The 18,694-nt window shown below is 62.6% G+C and carries 17 protein-coding genes; 6 read left to right on the top strand and 11 right to left on the bottom strand.

Translation table 11 applies throughout. The features are described from left to right. The first annotated feature begins 129 nt into the window (after positions 1–129). Complete coding sequence (locus FCU66_RS00605; protein ID WP_136622702.1) at positions 130–552, top strand: DoxX family protein; 423 nt, start codon at positions 130–132, stop codon at positions 550–552. 145 nt (positions 553–697) lie between these two features. Further along, on the top strand, positions 698–1,102 hold the full coding sequence (locus FCU66_RS00600) for a DoxX family protein (protein ID WP_136622703.1): 405 nt from the start codon (positions 698–700) through the stop codon (positions 1,100–1,102). A 288-nt stretch (positions 1,103–1,390) separates the two neighbouring features. Here the strand turns inward: FCU66_RS00600 and ppx are convergent, their stop codons facing one another. Both ppx and FCU66_RS00590 read right to left on the bottom strand, forming a co-directional pair. Further along, positions 1,391–2,926, bottom strand: a complete 1,536-nt coding sequence (gene ppx, locus FCU66_RS00595) for an exopolyphosphatase (protein ID WP_136622704.1) — start codon at positions 2,924–2,926, stop codon at positions 1,391–1,393. Continuing rightward, positions 2,926–5,127, bottom strand: a complete 2,202-nt coding sequence (locus FCU66_RS00590; RefSeq protein ID WP_136622705.1) for an RNA degradosome polyphosphate kinase — start codon at positions 5,125–5,127, stop codon at positions 2,926–2,928. Before FCU66_RS00590 ends, ppx begins: the two co-directional genes overlap by 1 nt. Before the next feature lie 145 nt (positions 5,128–5,272). On the opposite strand from FCU66_RS00590, the gene FCU66_RS00585 reads away from it, so the two are divergent. Beyond that, positions 5,273–5,518, top strand: coding sequence for a zinc-finger domain-containing protein (locus tag FCU66_RS00585; protein WP_136622706.1), 246 nt, complete (start codon positions 5,273–5,275; stop codon positions 5,516–5,518). Positions 5,519–5,537: 19 nt separating this feature from the next. Further along, a complete protein-coding gene (locus FCU66_RS00580; RefSeq protein WP_136622707.1) occupies positions 5,538–6,779 on the top strand; it encodes an FAD-dependent monooxygenase in 1,242 nt (413 codons plus the stop codon). A 95-nt stretch (positions 6,780–6,874) separates the two neighbouring features. On the opposite strand, the gene FCU66_RS00575 is transcribed toward FCU66_RS00580, so the two are convergent. The 7 genes from FCU66_RS00575 to FCU66_RS00545 all read right to left on the bottom strand — a co-directional run bounded on the left by FCU66_RS00575 (position 6,875) and on the right by FCU66_RS00545 (position 13,906). After that, positions 6,875–7,543 (bottom strand): TIGR02117 family protein, encoded by a 669-nt coding sequence (locus tag FCU66_RS00575; RefSeq protein ID WP_136622708.1) that lies wholly within the window; start codon positions 7,541–7,543, stop codon positions 6,875–6,877. A gap of 113 nt (positions 7,544–7,656) precedes the next feature. Next, positions 7,657–8,460 carry an amino acid ABC transporter ATP-binding protein gene (locus FCU66_RS00570; protein ID WP_136622709.1) on the bottom strand — a complete coding sequence of 268 codons (804 nt, stop codon included), beginning with the start codon at positions 8,458–8,460 and terminating at the stop codon, positions 7,657–7,659. 24 nt (positions 8,461–8,484) lie between these two features. Beyond that, positions 8,485–9,642: an amino acid ABC transporter permease gene (locus tag FCU66_RS00565; protein WP_136622710.1), complete on the bottom strand. Its 1,158-nt coding sequence runs from the start codon at positions 9,640–9,642 to the stop codon at positions 8,485–8,487. A 4-nt stretch (positions 9,643–9,646) separates the two neighbouring features. After that, positions 9,647–10,834, bottom strand: a complete 1,188-nt coding sequence (locus FCU66_RS00560) for an amino acid ABC transporter permease (RefSeq protein WP_136622711.1) — start codon at positions 10,832–10,834, stop codon at positions 9,647–9,649. 64 nt (positions 10,835–10,898) lie between these two features. Next, positions 10,899–11,927 carry an amino acid ABC transporter substrate-binding protein gene (locus FCU66_RS00555; protein WP_136622712.1) on the bottom strand — a complete coding sequence of 343 codons (1,029 nt, stop codon included), beginning with the start codon at positions 11,925–11,927 and terminating at the stop codon, positions 10,899–10,901. A 443-nt stretch (positions 11,928–12,370) separates the two neighbouring features. Then, a complete protein-coding gene (locus FCU66_RS00550; protein WP_136622713.1) occupies positions 12,371–13,261 on the bottom strand; it encodes a DUF2182 domain-containing protein in 891 nt (296 codons plus the stop codon). A 9-nt stretch (positions 13,262–13,270) separates the two neighbouring features. Further along, positions 13,271–13,906, bottom strand: a complete 636-nt coding sequence (locus tag FCU66_RS00545) for a DUF1326 domain-containing protein (RefSeq protein ID WP_136622714.1) — start codon at positions 13,904–13,906, stop codon at positions 13,271–13,273. 350 nt (positions 13,907–14,256) lie between these two features. Between FCU66_RS00545 and FCU66_RS00540 the strand changes: the two genes are divergently transcribed. Beyond that, on the top strand, positions 14,257–15,441 hold the full coding sequence (locus FCU66_RS00540) for a cystathionine beta-lyase (RefSeq protein WP_136622715.1): 1,185 nt from the start codon (positions 14,257–14,259) through the stop codon (positions 15,439–15,441). A gap of 38 nt (positions 15,442–15,479) precedes the next feature. Here the strand turns inward: FCU66_RS00540 and FCU66_RS00535 are convergent, their stop codons facing one another. Continuing rightward, positions 15,480–16,499 (bottom strand): glycosyltransferase, encoded by a 1,020-nt coding sequence (locus tag FCU66_RS00535; RefSeq protein WP_168992227.1) that lies wholly within the window; start codon positions 16,497–16,499, stop codon positions 15,480–15,482. After that, positions 16,483–17,220 (bottom strand): acetyltransferase, encoded by a 738-nt coding sequence (locus tag FCU66_RS00530; RefSeq protein WP_136622717.1) that lies wholly within the window; start codon positions 17,218–17,220, stop codon positions 16,483–16,485. Before FCU66_RS00530 ends, FCU66_RS00535 begins: the two co-directional genes overlap by 17 nt. 330 nt (positions 17,221–17,550) lie before the next feature. Between FCU66_RS00530 and FCU66_RS00525 the strand changes: the two genes are divergently transcribed. Beyond that, on the top strand, positions 17,551–18,639 hold the full coding sequence (locus FCU66_RS00525) for an HPP family protein (protein ID WP_136622718.1): 1,089 nt from the start codon (positions 17,551–17,553) through the stop codon (positions 18,637–18,639). Positions 18,640–18,694 lie beyond the last annotated feature (55 nt).

The following is an 18,694-nucleotide window of genomic DNA, read 5'->3' as shown; positions in this document are numbered from 1 at the left end:
CGAATTTTGCGCAGTTTGTCCGATCACGGAAATGTATTATCTGTGAACAATGTGTTGCCGGATCGGTGGCTTTGGTGAACAGTCGGTATCGTCTATCTGATGGCCATTCAACCCATTCGGAGACCAGCCATGTCCACCAACACTTCCGTCGCCGGCACCGGCACGACATCCAACGCATCAACCGCGATCCTCGTCGGCCGCATCCTGTTGTCGATCCTGTTCATCCTGTCAGGCTTTGCCAAGCTAACCGCGATTTCCGCCACCGCGCAGTGGTTCGGCAGCATCGGCCTGCCGCTGCCGACGGTCGCCGCGGTCGGTTCGGGCCTGCTCGAATTCTTCGGCGGCCTCGCCATACTCGTCGGCTTCCAGACCCGCATTGTGGCGATCGCGCTCGCCATCTTCACGCTGGCCGCCACGGCTGTCGCGCACCTCAACTTCGCTGACCAGATGCAGCTTCTGATGCTGCAGAAGAATCTCGGCCTCACCGGCGGCTTCCTGCTCTTGGCAGTGCTCGGCGCCGGCGCCTACTCGGTCGACGCCAAGCGCGGCTAAGTTTCCCTCCCCGGACTTGAGATGAAAGCGGCGCGGAATTTTCCGCGCCGCTTTTTCGTTGTCCGTGTATGCCCGCCGATCCGCCGGCCGGAATTTCTGCTAGGATCGGGGACGAGGCCACCGGCGGCCGACAACGGAGGTGACCATGCCCCGCAACGCGCTGCTCCTGCTTTCCCGGCTGCTGTTCGCCGCCCTGTTCGTGCCCTCCGGTTTCCAAGCGTTGAGCGATATTGCCGGCACGACAGGCTATTTCGCCGGCCTCGGCCTGCCGCTGCCGACGCTTGCCGCCTGGGGCACAGGACTGTTCGAACTGATCGCCGGGCTGCTCATCCTGGTCGGTTTCCAGACCCGGATCACAGCGCTGCTGCTTGCCGCCTTCTGCATCGCCGCCGGTTTCATCGGCCATTACGGCCAGGGTGGCGGCGACGCGATGCTCGCCTTCCTGCACCAGCAGATGCTGATGAAGGACATCGCCATATCGGGCGGCTTCCTGGCATTGGCGATGGCCGGCGCCGGCGCATGGTCGGTCGACGGGCGCAGCTCGGTTTGATCTATGCTTAAACGCGCCTGAGCTGGTCGACCCCCACTCCGTCTCGGCTTCGCCGAGCCACCTCTCCCCCGATCGACGGGGTAGAGGAAGGGCGCGAGCCTATTGCCGCCAACGCTTTTCCAACGAGGCTCCCTTCCTTTCCCTCCGGAGGGTGGAAAGGTGGCGCTGCGAAGCAGCGACGGATTGGGGGAAGCCGGTCCTTAAGCGCGAAGCCGCTGATAAGTGAGCACGGGCGAGCTGGTCCGATATCGGGAAGTGCCCGATAAATCACGCTCTGGTAGGCCGTGTTCATTTCACCGACACGCTCGGACCGCCCTCGACCGCCAGCACCAGCCGGCGGTTGGTTATCCTGGCCAGCTGCGCCAGGCGCCCGGCCGGCCGTTCGCCATAGAGATCGGCCAGCGATGCCGGCAAGACCAGCGCCAGCACGCCGTTGCTGCGCTGTTCCCATTTCAGCCTGGGCATGATGCCGGGCATCGACGCCGTCAGCAGATAGACGACGCGCATCATCGCCGCCAGCACCCGTGCCCGCTCCAGATAGCGTGGCGTCGCCAGCGCCTTGATCTCGGGGGCGATGGATTCGTTGAAGATGCCGTCATGACGATAGGCATTGGCCAGCGCCAGGAAAGCGCGGCCGGGATGGTCGACGCCGAAGAAGGACGCATGCGCGATGATGTTGAGCGATTGCTTGCCGCGATATTCGGGATGCGCGCGCCAGCCGATGTCGGCCAGTAATGCGGCCGCATGACGATAGCGTGCCTCGTCCTCGGTCTCGTCGATGCCGAAGGCGGCAAAGGTCTTGGCGGTCCAGTCGACAAGTTCATGCGCATGGGTGACGGAGCGTGAGCGCAGGCGGGCGAGTTCTTCCGAGGCCGAAATCAGCGGATCGGCCTTCTGCTCGGCCTCGTCGAGCAGCGAATAGAGAAAGCCTTCGCGCACGCCGAGCGCCGAAACGATGATCTTCGACGGCTGCATCGCCGCCATGATCTCCTGCAGCACTATGGCGCCATAAGGCAGCAGCGAACGGCGGTTCTTGGAAACGCCTTCGATCCCCTTGACCTTCTCGATCTCGGCTTTGGCCACCTGCTTGAGGAAATTCGTCGCGCTTTCGGCTGATATTTCGTAGTGGTGCATGACGCCGAGCGGATAGTTGGTCATTTCCATGTGCAGCCGGGCGAGATTTCGCCAGGTGCCGCCGACGGCGTAGAAGGGCCTGCCCTGCCCGCCCTTCAACAGCTTCGCCTTCGCCAGTTCGTCACGCGCGATCTTTGCCGCCTGGGTCAACGAGTTCTTCGCCATGTCCTGCAGGCGCAGGCCACCCAGCGGCAGCGTTATGCCGTCGCCGATCGCTTCGCCGTTGACGTCGACCAGTTCGAGACTGCCGCCGCCCAGATCGCCGGCGATGCCGTTCGCCGGGTGGAAGCCCGAAATGACGCCGAGCGCCGAATAATAGGCTTCCTGGCGGCCGCTGATGACGCGAATCTCGGTCTTGAGCACATCCTCGGCGCGGTGGATGAAATCGGGACCGTTGACCGCCTCGCGGGCGGCAGCGGTCGCCAGCACATACATATGCTCGGCGCCGGCCTGGTCGGAAAGCGCGCGAAAGCGGCGGAACTCTTCCATCGAGCGGGTCACCGCCTCGGGGTCGAGTTTGCCGGTCGAAACGATGCCTCGGCCGAGACCGGCCAGCATCTTTTCGTTGAACAGCATGGTCGGCGAGCGCGCCAGCCCCTCATAGACGACGAGACGGATCGAATTCGACCCGATGTCGATGATGGATAGCGGTCGGCGGTCCTGCAACCGGCCCTGGGAATCAGACAGCATCAGCTGGACGCTGCGGCGTTCTTCTTGCGACGCTTGAACTGCGCAATGCGCTTGGGCGCATGCGACTTCAGCGCGTCACCCCGTCCCGACAGGCTCGGATTGGTCATGAAATATTCCTGCGCGTTGAACGGTTCCTCACCCTCCTCCAGCACCACGCGCCGGGAGGTTCCATCAGCCAATACGTCGAAACTTTGCTGATTGTCCATGATGTTGCCCAGCATGATCTGGCCAAGGATCTGTTCATGCACAGTTGGATTGGTGATCGGCACCATGGTCTCGACGCGGCGGTCGAGATTGCGCGGCATGAGATCGGCCGAAGAGATGTAGACGATGGCCTCGTCCGACGGCAGGCCGTGACCATTGCCGAAGCAATAGATGCGGCTGTGCTCGAGAAAGCGGCCGACGATGGATTTTACACGGATGTTTTCCGACAGGCCCGGAACCTGCGGCCGCAGGCAGCAGATGCCGCGCACGACAAGGTCGATCTCGACGCCGGCTCGGCTGGCGTCATAGAGCGCGTCGATGATGATCGGATCGACGAGCGCATTCATTTTCATCCAGATGCGCGCCGGTTTCCCTTCCACCGCATGGGCAATCTCGTCGGCAATGTGCTTCAGGATGCGGCTTCTCAGCGTGAACGGCGAGATCGCCAACCGCATTTCGTCCGTCGGTTCGGCATAGCCGGTGATGAAATTGAAGAGCTGGGCGACGTCGCGGGCAATCGTCGGATCGGTGGTGAAGAAGGACAGGTCGGTGTAGATGCGCGCGGTCACCGGATGGTAGTTGCCGGTGCCGAGATGCACGTAGTTGCGCAGCTTGCCGTCCTCACGCCGCACCACCAGCGACATTTTCGCATGGGTTTTCAGCTCGAGGAAGCCGAACACCACCTGCACGCCGGCGCGCTCGAGGTCGCGCGCCCAGCGGATGTTGGCTTCCTCGTCGAAGCGTGCCTTGAGCTCGACCAGCGCCGTGACCGACTTGCCGGCCTCGGCCGCGTCGACCAGCGCACGCACGATCGGGCTGTCATTGGAGGTGCGGTAAAGCGTCTGCTTGATTGCCACCACTTCCGGGTCGGCCATCGCCTGGCGCAGGAACTGCACCACCACATCGAAGGATTCGTAGGGGTGGTGGACGACGATGTCCTTCTCGCGGATGGCAGCAAAACAGTCGCCGCCATGCTCGCGGATGCGCTCGGGAAAGCGCGGATTGTAGGGCGTGAATTTCAGATCGTCGCGGGGGACGGCGACGATTTCGGAGATCTGGCTGAGCGCCAGCGGTCCGGTCAGGACACTGATGCGGCTCGACGACACGCCAAGCTCGCCGGCGACGAAGTCGCGCAATTCGGAAGGCATCAACTTGTCGAATTCGATGCGGATCACCGAACCGCGGCGACGCCGCTTCAGCGCCGTTTCGAACAGGCGCACCAGATCCTCGGACTCCTCCTCGACCTCGATATCGCTGTCACGAATGATCCGGAACGTGCCGGAGCCCTTGACCTCGTAGCCGGGGAACAGCTTGCCGATGTACAGGCCGACCGCCTCTTCCAGCGGGATGAAGCGGACATGATGCTTGCGGTCCGGCAGGCGGATGAAGCGCTTCAGCGCCACCGGCAGACGCAAAAGCGCGCTCATCTCTTCGCCGTTCTTGCGGTGGCGCAATTGCAGCGCCATCGAGAAGCCGAGATTGGGGATGAACGGGAACGGATGCGCCGGGTCGATCGACAGCGGGGTCAGCACCGGGAACACCTGCTCCTGGAAATGGTCTTCCAGCCAGATTTTCTCGTCCTTGGTCAGCGCATCGCGGGTGATGCTCTCGATGCCTTCCTTGTTGAGCAGCACGGTGAGCGCTGAAAGGCTCTTCTGCTGGTCTTCCTGCAGCCGCTCGACCTCACGCAGCAGCTGTTCGAGCTGCTGTTCGGGGGTGCGCCCGTCAGGGCTTTTCAGCGTGATGCCCTCGCGCACCTGGCCGGCGAGGCCGGCGACGCGGACCATGAAGAATTCGTCGAGATTGGCGGCCGAGATCGACAGAAAGCGAACGCGCTCCAGCAGCGGATGATTGAGGTTCAGCGATTCCTCGAGAACGCGCCGGTTGAACTGCAGCCAGGAAAACTCCCGGTTGACGAAGCGATCGGGGTTGCCGCCCTCCGGACGAGCCACCTCGACGTTCACGAATTCGCTCTGGACCGGCTTCAGTTCGTTCATGGTTCCTGCTCTTCCCACCCGCTCAAGCCGGTTAACCGGCTTAACTTATCCTCTGACAGGCTTTTGCGACAGTTTCATTTCATCGATCTTGCAAAGAGGCCTGTTATGATCCAGATGCAGAAGAGACTGCGTTAAGGAGACGACGATGGCAGGCGGTTCCATTCCCCATTTTCAGAACGATGCGGGCCACCCGGCAATCGACATCGGCGTCAAGGAATTCATGTGCACGGGCGCCAATCCGCCTTTCGACCACCCGCATGTGTTTCTCGACATGGGCGGCGACGATGAAAAAGTCTGCCCCTATTGCTCGACGCTCTACCGCTATTCGCCAAAGCTGAAGGCGACGGAAACGCTGCCGGCCGGCTGCATCTATATCGACCAGGCCGCCTGAGTCTTTCGCGACAAGCCCGATGAATGACACGCGATCCCGGCAAGTCGTCATCGCCGGGGCGGGTGTCGCCGGGCTGACCGCAGCCCTTGCCTTCGCCGAACGCGGCTACCGGGTGCAAGTGTTCGAACAGGCACAGCGCCTGGAAGCGGCCGGCGCCGGCCTCCAGCTTTCTCCCAATGCGACACGCATCCTTCGCCAACTCGGCGTGCTCGACCGGCTGCTGCCGGCGGCGGTGCGGCCGGAGGCGGTGGTGTTGAAGGACGCCGCAACGCTGCGCGAACTGGCACGGGTGCCGCTGGGACAAGCCGCGGAAACGCGCTGGCAAGCGCCCTATCTCGTCGCTCACAGGGCCGATCTGCAGAGCGCGCTGACCGCGCGCGTTGCCGAGATGCCGGATATCCGTCTCGCCACCGGCGCCCCTATCGGCGGCGTTGCCGCCGGCACGCACGGCATCACCGCGACGGCCTATGTTGACGGCAAGACTGTCGAGGCCGAGGGCTTCCTACTGGTCGGCGCCGATGGCGTTTGGTCGTCGGTGCGCGGGCTTGTCGATTCGGCCAAAAGGGCGACCTCGCCAAGAAGCCGGTTTTCCGGCGAACTGGCTTGGCGCGCGACCATTCCCGCGCAAAGTGCCGCAGGGCAGGCTTTCGCGGCGATCGGCGCTCCGGACTGCGTCACCACCTTCCTGCATCCCGGCTTCCACATGGTGGCCTATCCCGTCAGCAAGGGCGACGCCTTCAACCTCGTCGCCTTCACCAAAGGCGAGCGCATCGCCGAGGGCTGGTCCGGCCATGCCGATCCCGGCATCCTCGCCAACGCAATGCGCGGCACGGCACCGGGACTGGTATGGTTAGTCAAGGAAGCCGGCCCATGGACGGCCTGGCCAATCCACACTGCCTATCCGGAAAGGCCATGGACGACACCGGACGGCATAGCGCTGATCGGCGATGCAGCTCATGCGATGACGCCTTTTGCAGCCCAAGGTGCGGCGATGGCAATCGAGGATGCAGCGACTCTTGCCGACGTCGTCTGCGCCTCCCCTGCCGATCCCCTGGCTGCGCTGGCAGTTTGGGAACAGTCGCGGCGGCCTCGCGTCGCGCAAGTCGCTCGTCGCGGCGCCATCAACCGGCTGGCCTGGCATGCTGCTGGCCCTGTAGCTATCACCCGCAATCTGTTCCTGAAAATGCGCCCTTCGGGAAAACTCGCGGCGGATCTGGATTGGCTCTATGGCTGGCGGCAGCAGAAAATCATCCGACGCTGAACGTGCCGGGACCGCTAGCTAAAAGCACAATCGGTTGGCAGGACAGATGGGGGTGTGAAGGAACGCGACGCTTGCCAATTCGCGGAATGCCCACGCTAATTATACAGCCGCATCGACAGGCCAAGCGAAACCGGCAGCGGGTTCCACCAGCCGGTGCGCAGGCCGGCGGTGCGCAAGGCGGCCGCCGTCCAGGTGTTGCAGCCGACCAGTGCGTTGAAATGGCCATTGGCTTCGTAGAAGCCGTCGAACCTGGAATAGGCCGCGTCCGGAACAAGGATCGGACCCTTCGGCCCCCGCTGGAAACTCGCATCGATGAAATCGAGCAGCGCCGCAAACCGATCCTCACCGAGGTCGAACCCCGCGACGTCCGGGCGCGATTCGACGATGTCACCGGCGACATCGACATGCATGACCGAAGCATCGATGGTCAGCGCCTTCATCACCGGCACCGCCTTCAACTGAGACCATGTCGGCGTCTCCAGGTAGAAAGCGCGGCCGCCCCAGCCGAAGACGATGTAGCGGACCTCCGGCCTGTCGGCCGGTATGCCGGCGTCGACCAGGAAGTGGAAGCGCCGGCGCACGGCATCGTCGACCGGGATGGCGATGTCGGTGTGGATGGCGTTCTTCAGCACCAGGATGTGGCGCGTCGCGGCGGGCCTGTCGGCCGTTGCTTGCCAGAGCGGTCGCGGCACGAAAGTACCCAGCACGACGGCGAGCGCGACCACAATCAATAGAAAGCCTAGAAAACGTCCCAGTCTTTTCATGAATGACGGCCCTGCAAACGCGCCCCGGCGCGACACGAGCCGCCCGCCTCCTCATCCATACGCAAAAGAGCCCGGCACTGTTTCAGCCGGGCTCCTCGCAAACATCGAAAGGCCTAGTGCAGGATCTGCGACAGGAACAGCTTCGTGCGCTCGTGGCGCGGGTGGTCGAAGAACTCGGCCGGCGTGTTCTGCTCGACGATCTGGCCTTGATCCATGAAGATGACGCGGTTGGCCACCTTGCGGGCAAAGCCCATCTCGTGGGTGACGCACAGCATGGTCATGCCTTCTTCGGCCAGCCCGACCATCGTCTCCAGCACTTCCTTGATCATTTCCGGATCGAGCGCCGAGGTCGGCTCGTCGAACAGCATGATGCGCGGGTTCATGCACAGCGAACGGGCGATCGCCACGCGCTGCTGCTGGCCGCCGGACAACTGGCCGGGATATTTGTGGGCCTGTTCCGGGATCTTGACGCGCTTGAGGAAATGCATGGCGATTTCCTCGGCCTGCTTCTTCGGCGTCTTGCGCACCCAGATCGGCGCCAGCGTGCAGTTCTCCAGGATGGTCAGATGCGGGAACAGGTTGAAGTGCTGGAACACCATGCCGACCTCGCGGCGCACCTCGTCGATCTTCTTGAGATCGTTGGTCAGTTCCTTGCCGTCAACGATGATCTTGCCCTTCTGGTGCTCTTCCAGGCGGTTGATGCAGCGGATCATCGTCGATTTGCCGGAGCCCGACGGGCCGCAGATGACGATGCGCTCGCCGCGCATCACTCTCAGGTTGATGTCCTTCAGCACATGGAATTCACCATACCATTTGTGCATGGCGACGATGTCGATGGCGACATCGGTGTCGGAGATGTGCATCTTGGCGGCGTTGACCTTGATCTCTTCCGCGCTGACGGCATTTTCGGTGGCCATGACAGGATCCCCTTGTTCTTTTGTTTAGCGTTTGTGGCCGGTGTCGAGTCGGCGTTCGGTGAACATTGAATAGCGCGACATGCCGAAGCAGAACAGCCAGAAGACGAAGGCCGCGAAGATCAGGCCGGACCTGGCCGTCTGCGCCGTTGCCCAGTTCGGGTCGGAGAAGTTCTGCTTCACGATGCCGAGCAGGTCGAACATCGAGATGATGATGACCAGGCTGGTGTCCTTGAACATGCCGATAAAGGTGTTGACGATGCCCGGAATGACCAATTTCAGTGCCTGCGGCATGACGATGAAATACATCTTCTGCCAATAGCCGAGACCGAGCGAATCGGCACCTTCATACTGGCCCTTGGGGATCGCCTGCAGGCCGCCGCGCACCACTTCAGCCATGTAGGCGGCGGAAAACAGCGACACGCCGATCAGCGCGCGCAGGAACTTGTCGAAGCTGACGCCCTCCGGCAGGAACAATGGCAGCATGACGCTGGCAAAGAACAACACGGTGATCAGCGGGATGCCGCGCACCGTCTCGATGAAGACGACGCACAGCGTCTTGATGATCGGCATCCTGGAGCGACGGCCGAGTGCCAGCACGATGCCAAGCGGCAGCGACACGGCAATACCGACAAAGGATAGGCTGAGCGTAACCAGCAGGCCGCCCCACAGCGAGGTCTCGACATGCGGCAGGCCGAACATGCCGCCGACCAGCAGGATGAAGGCGACGATCGGCAGCACAAAGAACAACAGAATGGCATTCAGCCCTTTGCGCGGCACTTTCGGTATGAGCATCGGCACCAGCAGCGCCACGAACAGGATAGCGACCAGGATCGGCCGCCAGCGCTCCTCGATCGGATAGCGCCCGAGCATGAACTGGCCGAATTTGGCATTGACGAAAGCCCAGCAGGCGCCGGTCCAGCCATCCGGCTGGACGCCGCCTTGCGCCACGGTGGCGCATACGGTCCGGTCCGGTCCCGTCCACACAGCGTTGATGAACGCCCAGTTGATGATCTGCGGCAGGATCAGCGCCACCAGCGCGATGCCGGCGATGGTCAGAATGGTGTCGCCGGCAGAAGCGATCAGGTTCTTGCGCACCCACGCACTGAAACCCGTGACGCCGGCTGGCGCCGGCTGCGCCAGCGCCATTTCGGTGCGCACCCAGGACATATCATGTTCTTGCATGTCCTTACCTCTCCACCAGCGCCATCTTGGCGTTGAACCAGTTCATCACAAGCGAGGTCAGAAGGCTGATGGCCAGATAGATCACCATCATGATCACCACACCCTCGACAGCCTGGCCGGTCTGGTTCAGCACCGTACCGGCGGTCGCCGTCAGGTCCGGATAGCCGATGGCGATAGCGAGCGACGAGTTCTTGGTCAGGTTGAGATACTGGCTGGTCAGCGGTGGAATGACGATGCGCATGGCCTGCGGCACGACGACCAGCCTCAGGATCGATCCGGGCCGCAACCCCAACGCACCGGCAGCTTCCGTCTGGCCCTTGCTGACGCCCCTGATGCCGGCGCGTACGATCTCGGCAATGAAGGCGGCGGTATAGCAAGACAGCGCCAGATAAAGCGACAGGAACTCCGGCCTGACCTGGAAGCCGCCGGTCAGGTTGAAAGTCGATTGCTTCGGGTAGTCGAAAGTCAGGGGAAAGCCGCTCAGCGCATAGGCGAGCAGCGGCAGCCCGACGATCAGCGCCAGGGCTGTCCACAACACAGGGAATTGCTGTCCGGTCGCCATCTGCCGTTGCCGCGCCTTGCGCGCGACGAACCACGCCATGGCGATGCCGACAAGCAGAGCGACGAAGATCAGCCAGGAGCCGTCGCCCCACACGGCGCGTGGAAAATAGAAGCCGCGCTGGTTGAGGAAGGAGCCGAACGGCAGGTTGATGCTGTCGCGCGGTGCCGGCAGCACGGCCAGCACGCCGGAATACCAGAAGAAGATGACCAGCAGCGGCGGGATGTTGCGGAACACCTCGACATAGACCGTGCAGATCTTCCGGATTAGCCAGTTCTGCGAAAGCCGACCGATGCCGACAATGAAGCCGATGATTGTCGCGGTGATGATGCCGACGATGGCGACGATGACAGTGTTGAGGAAGCCGACCAAGATGGCGCGGCCATAGGTCGAATCCGACGAATAAGCGATGGCGCTCTCGCTGATGTCGAAGCCGGCGCGGCCCTTGAGGAAGCCGAAGCCTGAAGCGATGTGCAGGCGCGTCAGGTTGGCAATGACGTTGTGGGCAATCCACCAGACGCCCGCAACCAGCACAACGACGACCACCGCCTGGAAGAATATGCCCCGGACTTTCGGATCGTTGATGAAGGAACCGCGGCTGGGCTCCTCGCGAAGAACTTCCTGCGATGCCATTCGACCGTCCCTCTGGAAAGAGAAACCGGAAGGCAGGTGACCTGCCTCCCGGATCACATTTCGATCAGCGGATCGGCGGAGCGTACTGCAGGCCACCCTTGGTCCACAGCGCGTTGATGCCGCGCGCGATCTTCAGCGGGCTGCCCGAACCGACATTGCGTTCGAACATTTCGCCATAATTGCCGGTGGCCTTGACGATGTTGACGACCCAGTCATTGGAGACGCCGAGATCGGTGCCGATCTTGGTATCGGCTTCCTGGCCGAGCACGCGCTTGATCTCCGGGCTGGCCGAGTTCTTCATTTCATCGACATTGGCCTTGGTGATGCCGAGCTCTTCAGCCTGCAGCAGCGCGAAATAGGTCCACTTGACAATGTGGTACCACTGGTCGTCGCCCTGGCGAACGGCCGGTCCGAGCGGCTCCTTCGAGATGATCTCGGGCAGCACGACGTGATCGGCCGGCGATCCCAGCGTCAGGCGGATGCCATAGAGGCCCGACTGATCGGTGGTGTAGACGTCGCAGCGGCCGGCGTCATAGGCGGCGTTGACCTCTTCCAGCTTTTCGAAGACGACCGGATTGTACTCCATCTTGTTCGCCTTGAAGTAGTCGGCGAGGTTGAGCTCGGTGGTCGTTCCGCTCTGCACGCAGACGGCGGCGCCGGAAAGCTGCAGCGCCGAATTGACGCCCGGCAATTTCTTGGCGTTGATCATGAAGCCCTGGCCGTCATAGTAGGTGACGCCGACGAAGTTCAGGCCAAGCGCCGTATCGCGGTTGATCGTCCAGGTGGTGTTGCGCGACAGGATGTCGATCTCGCCGGACTGCAGCGCGGTGAAACGCTCCTTGGCGCTGAGCGGCGTGAACTTGACCTTGGTGCCGTCACCAAAGACGGCGGCCGCGACAGCGCGGCAGAAATCCGCATCGATGCCTTGCCAGTCACCCTTGTCGTCCGGCGCCGAGAAGCCAGCCAGGCCGGTCGAGACACCGCACTGGATGAAGCCTTTCGCCTTGACGGTGTCGAGCGTGCCTGCCGACGCGGCCGACGCCATCAACCCAAGCGTGGCGGCGCCAAGAATGCCGATAGCAATTTGTTTCATGACCCACAGACCCTTTTCTCTGTTTTTCAGGGCAAACCCTGATCTTTTTCTCCCGTGTGAACGCAGCTCCCATTCCGGCCCATTCCCGGAACCCCGCATCGTAACCGACGCGCCGCCTCCCATTCACAAATGTCATCGAAGGCGATAATTCCCGTGAGGTCAAGGGAAATGACCGAAACCGAAAGAGTTTGAAAACCGATTGCCGCAAATACCTGAATTACAGACAAACGCGCCCGCGATTTGGTCACTAGCGCGAATAAAGGCGGCAAAACTCATTCAATGCCAATGCGGGGCCAATGCGGGCCGCGGCAGCGAAATCCATCCCAGGTAATACCACGGGGTTGTTGACCTCAGTGCGCCATGAATTGCTATGTCCAAAGACTGTCATCTGTTGGTTGCCGGGTGGTTGCAGGGCCAATACCGCCCAGAGACAAGGACTGTTCTCAAAGGGCTCGAAAGACGAGCCAGGCGCCGATCGCAGCCATCAGCGCGCCCGAAACGCGCGGGATCAACTGCCCGGTCGGGACCGTCTTCTCCAGGAGAACAAGGATGGCGATGCCGGCGATCCACAGCACGTTCATGACGCCGCCGACGAACAGCAGCGCCATCAGCGCCCAGCAGCAACCCAGACAATAGGCGCCGTGATCGATGCCGAGCCGAAGCGCGCCGAGCGGAGCGGAGCGGAACCCGCCATGGCTGGCCAGGAACGCGATCGGCGCCTGACATTGGCGCAGGCAGACGCCCTTCATCGGCGTCCATTGATAGAGACCGGCGGCGATCAGGACGAGGCCACCGAGGATCGCGCTGTCGGTCGCCATCGAGGGATCGAGCAAGGCGAGACGGGCGAGCAGCCATTGCGCACCGGTCGCCAGGACGCTGAAGACGACCCAGACGGCGAGATAGCCGGCAAAAAACCATCCCGTCGAAGCGATGGGCCGGCCATCCGCCCGCGCCTTGCGGCCGACACCGGCATAGAGCAGCAACATCGGTGCGACCGAAGGCGTCATCATGCCGACCATCATCACCGCCCACATTGTGAAGATGAAAGCGAAATCGGCCGATGCCCAGCTCCGGAAACCGGGCGCCACGGTGGCGCTCATATCCATGCCGCCCATGTCCATGTTCGACGTGTCCATCTTCGACATGTCCATGGTCGACATGTCCATTCCGGCCATGTCGCCGCCTGCGCTGCCCGGCATGGGGGAACCGGGCATGACCATGTCGGCGGTGAGCCACAGCACATAGGCCCAGGCGAGCAAGGCAATCACGACGAGCGCGGCCGTCACGACCGCGCGATCGCGCCGCAGCACCGCCTCGAGGGCCGTGTCGCCCATTGGATCAGGTCAATGCACGATGCCGCTCTGCGTGAGATGCAGATTGGCGAAATGGCTGTGTGAGTCCGCCAGGTCGAACTTGATCGGGCCGGTTGCCTTGGTCCAGCCGCGCCCGACTTCGGCAAGCGTATATTCGAAACCATGCGTGAGGTCGATGCGCGCCCGATGCTCGGCGCCGGTGACGGGATTCTTGATCGGCTCGCCGTGGCCCGAGGTTACGCCCGGCACGTCCAGACGGGCCGCTCGGGCATCGACGTCGACTTCGAAGTCTATTGCCGCGAAGATCGGATCGTGGATCGTCTCCAGTGTGGTCGAAAAGACCTGGAATATGGTCGCGCCAGGTTCGGTGTCCTCACCGCTGAGAATGCGAAGCAGCGCTCCGCGCTGCGCCTCGGTCGCCCGCTCGTCGATGACAACTGCCGCCTCGCCCTTACCCTGGTGGATTGCGCCAGGCCAGCGGAAAACACCAGCAAAGCGCAAGCCATCCAGCCTGGTGTCGCCGTGATAGCCACTTTCGATCTCCACGCCGACCACTGCGCGGCAGGATCCATGCGTCGGCAAGGCGTTGAACTGGCACGGGCAGCCATAGGCGCAGTTGCAGTTGACGAACTCGCGCGCTTTGATCATCCACTTGACGTCGGGCATGGCATTCCTCCCCTCGCCGCGCTCACGCTCTGTGAGCGCGATCCGGATCATGGAGGACCAGAAGAGAAGGTCAACCGGCAACAACCATCCGGCGGCATCTGATCAAAGCAATCCGGCGATTAATATTAGCTATCAATTATATATCTTTCCCCACCGCCCACAATAGGCCGATCGGCGGAGACTGGCGCTGCGCCGACAATGCACCGCCGGGGTCATGCCGCACCCCGCATTGTCGCCTTTTGCCGCGACGAATTGGCATATTCGAAGTCCATCTCCTGGCGGACGGTGGCTGTTGCACGGTCCATGACGCCGCACTATGGCTAGCGGCTTGTCAAACAAGGCGATGCAGAATGGCGAAAGACGGCGGCGAGCACTTTAGCGGCAGGATGGGCATCAACACGCGGCTCGCCCATTCGGGCAACAATCCGCACGACTACTTCGGCTTCGTCAATCCGCCGGTGGTGCATGCCTCGACCGTGCTTTATCGTGACGCGGCTTCGATGGCGGCACGCAGCCAGAAATACACTTACGGCACGCGCGGCACACCGACGACCGATGCGCTTGCCCACGCCATAGACGCGCTGGAAGGCTCTGCCGGCACGATCGTGGTGCCGTCGGGTCTTGCGGCGGTGACCGTGCCGCTGCTCGCCTTCGTGTCGGCCGGCGACCATCTGCTGATCGTCGATACCGTCTATCACCCGACCCGCAACTTCGCCGACACGATGCTGAAACGGCTGGGTGTCGAGGTCGAGTACTACGCCCCCGATGTCGGCGCCGGCATCGCGGCGTTGATCAAGCCCAACACCAAGGTGGTGTTCACGGAATCGCCAGCGTCCAACACATTCGAGGTGCAGGACATCCCGGCCATCGTCAAGGCGGCGCACGCCGCGAGCGCCATCGTCATGATGGACAACACCTGGGCGACGCCGCTGTATTTCCGTCCGCTCGACCACGGTGTCGACATCTCGATCCATGCGGCGACAAAGTACCCGGCCGGCCATTCCGACGTGCTGCTCGGCACGGTGTCGGCCAATGAGAGCTGCTGGAAGCATCTTTACGAAAGCTTCTGCACGCTTGGCTGCTGCGCCGGGCCCGACGACGTCTACCAGGTGCTGCGCGGCCTGCGCACCATGGGCGTGCGCCTCGAACACCATCAGCGCAGCACGCTTGCCATCGCCACCTGGCTCGAGGGTCAGAAAGGCGTGGCGCGTGTGCTCCACCCTGCCCTTCCCAGCCATCCGGACCACGATCTGTGGAAACGCGACTTCTCCGGCTCGAGCGGCATCTTTTCCATCGTGCTTGCCGGTGGCGGCCAGAAGCAGCAGCACGCCTTCCTCGACGCGCTGCAGATCTTCGGCCTCGGCTATTCCTGGGGCGGCTATGAGAGCCTTGCCGTACCGGTCTGGCTTGGCGACCGCGTTGTTGCAAAAGCGCCCTATGAGGGTCCGTTGATCCGCCTGCAGATCGGTCTCGAGGATGTCGACGACCTGAAGGCCGATATTTCGCGCGGTCTGGCCGCCGCGGCGGCTGACTAGACTAGGTCGGCAGCCCGCAAAGGCCACCCGAAGCCACGCTATAGTGTTCGATTCGTCTCGACGTGAAGACTGAAAACGTTGACCGTCCCCGAGACCTCGCGCAATCGCGCGAAGTCGGCGTCGGTGCGGGCGGTTGCGAAGAGCGTTTCCAGGGCGAAGGCCACATGGGATGGGGTGTTTGCGACGAGCGCGAGTTCGGCAAGGCACTGGGCGACGGACAGGTCGGGAGACAAGGCGTTGCTCGCAAACGCATCCGCGAAGGCGCCGCGTAAAAGGCGTTCATCGAGGTTCAGGAACCTGCGCAGGATTTGCGCGTACTCGAATGGCCAGCGCAGTTGGGTATCTCGCCGCGGAGCACTGAGATTTTCATTGTTCGCACGAATCCGGAAGCTCGTCAGCCGGTCCGGCAGCACATGCAGCTCACCGCAACCGAGCATGCGTATCCACATGTCGAGATCCTGCAGATTGGTGATGTGGCGATCGTAGGCCCCGGCCGCCCTGTAGGCGCTTGCGCGGATCATCGCCGAGGGCGCACAGAGGCAGTTTCCGCCCAGGAAGAACTGTCGCAGCCAGGTGCCAACCGAAAAATCCCGGAATGACAGCGGCAAAGCGAAAATCGGCAAGGGCGGACGCTCGTTGCCGTCCTCATCGATAATCCGGGGCTCGCTGAAGACCGCGGCCGTGGCAGGATTCAATGTGAGGTAGGCGAACTGGCGCTCCAGCCGCGTCGGATCCGCGTAGTCGTCGGAATTCAGAATGGCGACGAATTCCCCGGTCGCCCGCTGCAGGGACACATTCATTGCATTCGAAAGACCCTGGTTCAACGGCAGCGCCACGAAGTCGATGCGTGGGTCCGAAAACCCCTTGATGACCTTTACAGTCGCATCGGTCGAGCCGTCGTCGGTGATGACAAGCTGAAAATCCTGAAACGTCTGTTCCAGCACGCTGCCGATGGTCTTGGCGACGTATTTCTCGTGGTTGTATGATTTTATGATGACGGAAACCGGTGGATGCCGCCGCCATTGCCCCCGGATGACGGCCCTAGCGCGATTTAGCATCGTCAGATCCGGTTCGTGTCGAGGCCAATATGCGTGCTGAGGGTCCAAGCGCTGTGTGGTGAGCCGGCACATCTCGAAGGACCAGCGCACCCGCGCCAATGACAACATCGGCGCCGATCCTTACGCCCGGGCCGACGACCGCGCCCGTTCCAATCATCGAGCCCGGCCCGACGACGACCTGGCCAGCCAGAATGGCGCCGGGGCCGATCGAGACAAAGTCGCCGATTTCGTTGTGGTGCCCGAGTGAGGCACCGCGATTGACGAACACATTGCGCCCCAGCTTGGTCGCGGCACCGATGATGGCTCCCGCGTTGACGAAACTGCCGCCCCCGACACGCAAATCCGACGCCGTTATTGCCGTCGGATCAATTAGATATGTGTCGAACGCAAACCCCAGTTGCTCCGCTTCGGTGGCTGCCGCAAGGCGATTGGCCGGGGTGAACAAGGGACAAATGCAAGCGCAGGAACGAAGACCGGAATCCACGCTGGACAAGCCTCTCGCGGCCAGGCCTGTCGGCAGAAAATGCGGTACGTCGCGATTGTGGATATAGGCGGCGATCGGCTGGCCTGCCCGGCGACAGCTTTCGATGACTTCGACGACGATGCCCGAGCCGACTCCAAACAACACGATCGGTCTCAAGCGAGTGTTCCCAAACCGGCTACTCCCCTCTTCGGGATTTGAACATAGTGGATGGGTCCAAGTAGCCTCGCTTGTCAACATGGCTTATTGCCCTTCGCGGATCGTCACCAGGACTGTGCCACTACAGCCATATCCCTTATCCTTGACGACTGGCCCTACCTTGCATGCCCGCGTGCGAATGGGAATGCAAGTTGTCGTAAAGCGTTGAAAGGACGAGACGAAAGGCTTGTGAAAACCTTTTTGGGTCAACTCCGCCGGACTTTCGGGTGACGGCGAGCAATGTTATTCCTCGAAACGATGCTTTTTCGGATCAGTTTGGCTTCCCAATTCAACTATCCAGCGTCATTGCAGCCCGCGGCGCGCATTTCGACAGCCGCGCATTCCGGATCCAGTTTCAGGTCTTAGCACAGCATGGCTTTCCGCCTTTTTGTTCCCATTCTTGCCGGCGCGACGTTGCGCGAGCGCATCATCGCTTGCATCGGCGCGACGATCGGCATTGCATTGACCGGCGCGATCGGCGGCCTGGTGCTCGGCAACGGCCCGCACGTGCCGCTGCTGGTGGCGCCGATGGGGGCGTCGGCGGTGCTCTTGTTCGCGGTGCCGGCCAGCCCGCTGGCGCAGCCATGGTCGATCATCGGCGGCAACACGATATCGGCGCTGGTCGGGGTGATCGTGGCGCATTTCATCCACGAAACCGCCCTTGCCACCGGCATCGCGGTGGCACTGGCCATCGCCGCCATGTCGTTCACCCGCTGCCTGCATCCGCCGGGCGGGGCCGCCGCCCTGACCGCGGTGCTGGGAGGACCTGCCGTCATCAGCGCCGGCTTTCTGTTTCCATTCGTGCCGGTGGCGCTGAACTCGATGCTGCTGGTGGCGCTCGGCTACGGCTTCCACAGACTGGCACGGCGCAATTATCCGCATGTGCCGGTTACAGCACCGGCGAACAGCCACGGCACCGTCGATCCGCCGGCACAATCGCGCGTCGGCTTTCGGTCCGAAGACATCGATGCCGCGCTTGGCGCACTCGACGAGACGTTCGATATCGATCGCAACGATCTCGACCGACTGCTGCGGCAAGTCGAATTGCAGGCGATGGTGCGCGCGCACAAGACCCTTCTGTGCGAGGACATCATGTCGCGCGACGTGATCTCGGTCGACGCGCACACCTCCACTGATGCGGCGCGCCAATTGCTGCTTGACCACAACATCCGCACCTTGCCGGTCGTCAACGCGGAGGCAAGGCTGGCAGGCACCGTGGGATTGCGGGAACTGACCCGGGCCTCCGGCACGGTTGGATCCGTGATATCGCCCGCGGCGACAGCCGCCGCCGGTTTCACCGCCATGGGCCTGCTGCCCGTGCTCACCGACGGCCGCAGCCATGCGGTGATCATCGTCGACGACGACAAGCGGATTCTCGGGCTGATCACCCAGACCGATCTGCTGGCGGCCACGGCGCGCCTGCAGGCTGCTGACAGGCCCTCACCGGGCGCGATAGGGTAGCTGCCGCCGGACCCGGCGAAAAATCTTCGGGAACCTTTTGCCGGCAACAGCGTCC

It is taken from the genome of Mesorhizobium norvegicum (assembly GCF_004919685.1).
Classification (GTDB): Bacteria; Pseudomonadota; Alphaproteobacteria; order Rhizobiales; family Rhizobiaceae; genus Mesorhizobium; species Mesorhizobium norvegicum.
This window is presented reverse-complemented; position numbering and strand designations above follow the sequence as displayed.

Coding starts and splice junctions, on each gene's coding strand:
- FCU66_RS00585 (WP_136622706.1), top strand. CDS start 5,273: ATGGCAGGCGGTTCCATTCCCCATTTTCAGAACGATGCGGGCCACCCG.
- FCU66_RS00530 (WP_136622717.1), bottom strand. CDS start 17,220: ATGTTGACAAGCGAGGCTACTTGGACCCATCCACTATGTTCAAATCCC.
- ppx (WP_136622704.1), bottom strand. CDS start 2,926: ATGCTGTCTGATTCCCAGGGCCGGTTGCAGGACCGCCGACCGCTATCC.
- FCU66_RS00600 (WP_136622703.1), top strand. CDS start 698: ATGCCCCGCAACGCGCTGCTCCTGCTTTCCCGGCTGCTGTTCGCCGCC.
- FCU66_RS00535 (WP_168992227.1), bottom strand. CDS start 16,499: ATGCTAAATCGCGCTAGGGCCGTCATCCGGGGGCAATGGCGGCGGCAT.
- FCU66_RS00580 (WP_136622707.1), top strand. CDS start 5,538: ATGAATGACACGCGATCCCGGCAAGTCGTCATCGCCGGGGCGGGTGTC.
- FCU66_RS00575 (WP_136622708.1), bottom strand. CDS start 7,543: ATGAAAAGACTGGGACGTTTTCTAGGCTTTCTATTGATTGTGGTCGCG.
- FCU66_RS00550 (WP_136622713.1), bottom strand. CDS start 13,261: ATGGGCGACACGGCCCTCGAGGCGGTGCTGCGGCGCGATCGCGCGGTC.
- FCU66_RS00540 (WP_136622715.1), top strand. CDS start 14,257: ATGGCGAAAGACGGCGGCGAGCACTTTAGCGGCAGGATGGGCATCAAC.
- FCU66_RS00555 (WP_136622712.1), bottom strand. CDS start 11,927: ATGAAACAAATTGCTATCGGCATTCTTGGCGCCGCCACGCTTGGGTTG.
- FCU66_RS00590 (WP_136622705.1), bottom strand. CDS start 5,127: ATGAACGAACTGAAGCCGGTCCAGAGCGAATTCGTGAACGTCGAGGTG.
- FCU66_RS00565 (WP_136622710.1), bottom strand. CDS start 9,642: ATGCAAGAACATGATATGTCCTGGGTGCGCACCGAAATGGCGCTGGCG.
- FCU66_RS00605 (WP_136622702.1), top strand. CDS start 130: ATGTCCACCAACACTTCCGTCGCCGGCACCGGCACGACATCCAACGCA.
- FCU66_RS00545 (WP_136622714.1), bottom strand. CDS start 13,906: ATGCCCGACGTCAAGTGGATGATCAAAGCGCGCGAGTTCGTCAACTGC.
- FCU66_RS00560 (WP_136622711.1), bottom strand. CDS start 10,834: ATGGCATCGCAGGAAGTTCTTCGCGAGGAGCCCAGCCGCGGTTCCTTC.
- FCU66_RS00525 (WP_136622718.1), top strand. CDS start 17,551: ATGGCTTTCCGCCTTTTTGTTCCCATTCTTGCCGGCGCGACGTTGCGC.
- FCU66_RS00570 (WP_136622709.1), bottom strand. CDS start 8,460: ATGGCCACCGAAAATGCCGTCAGCGCGGAAGAGATCAAGGTCAACGCC.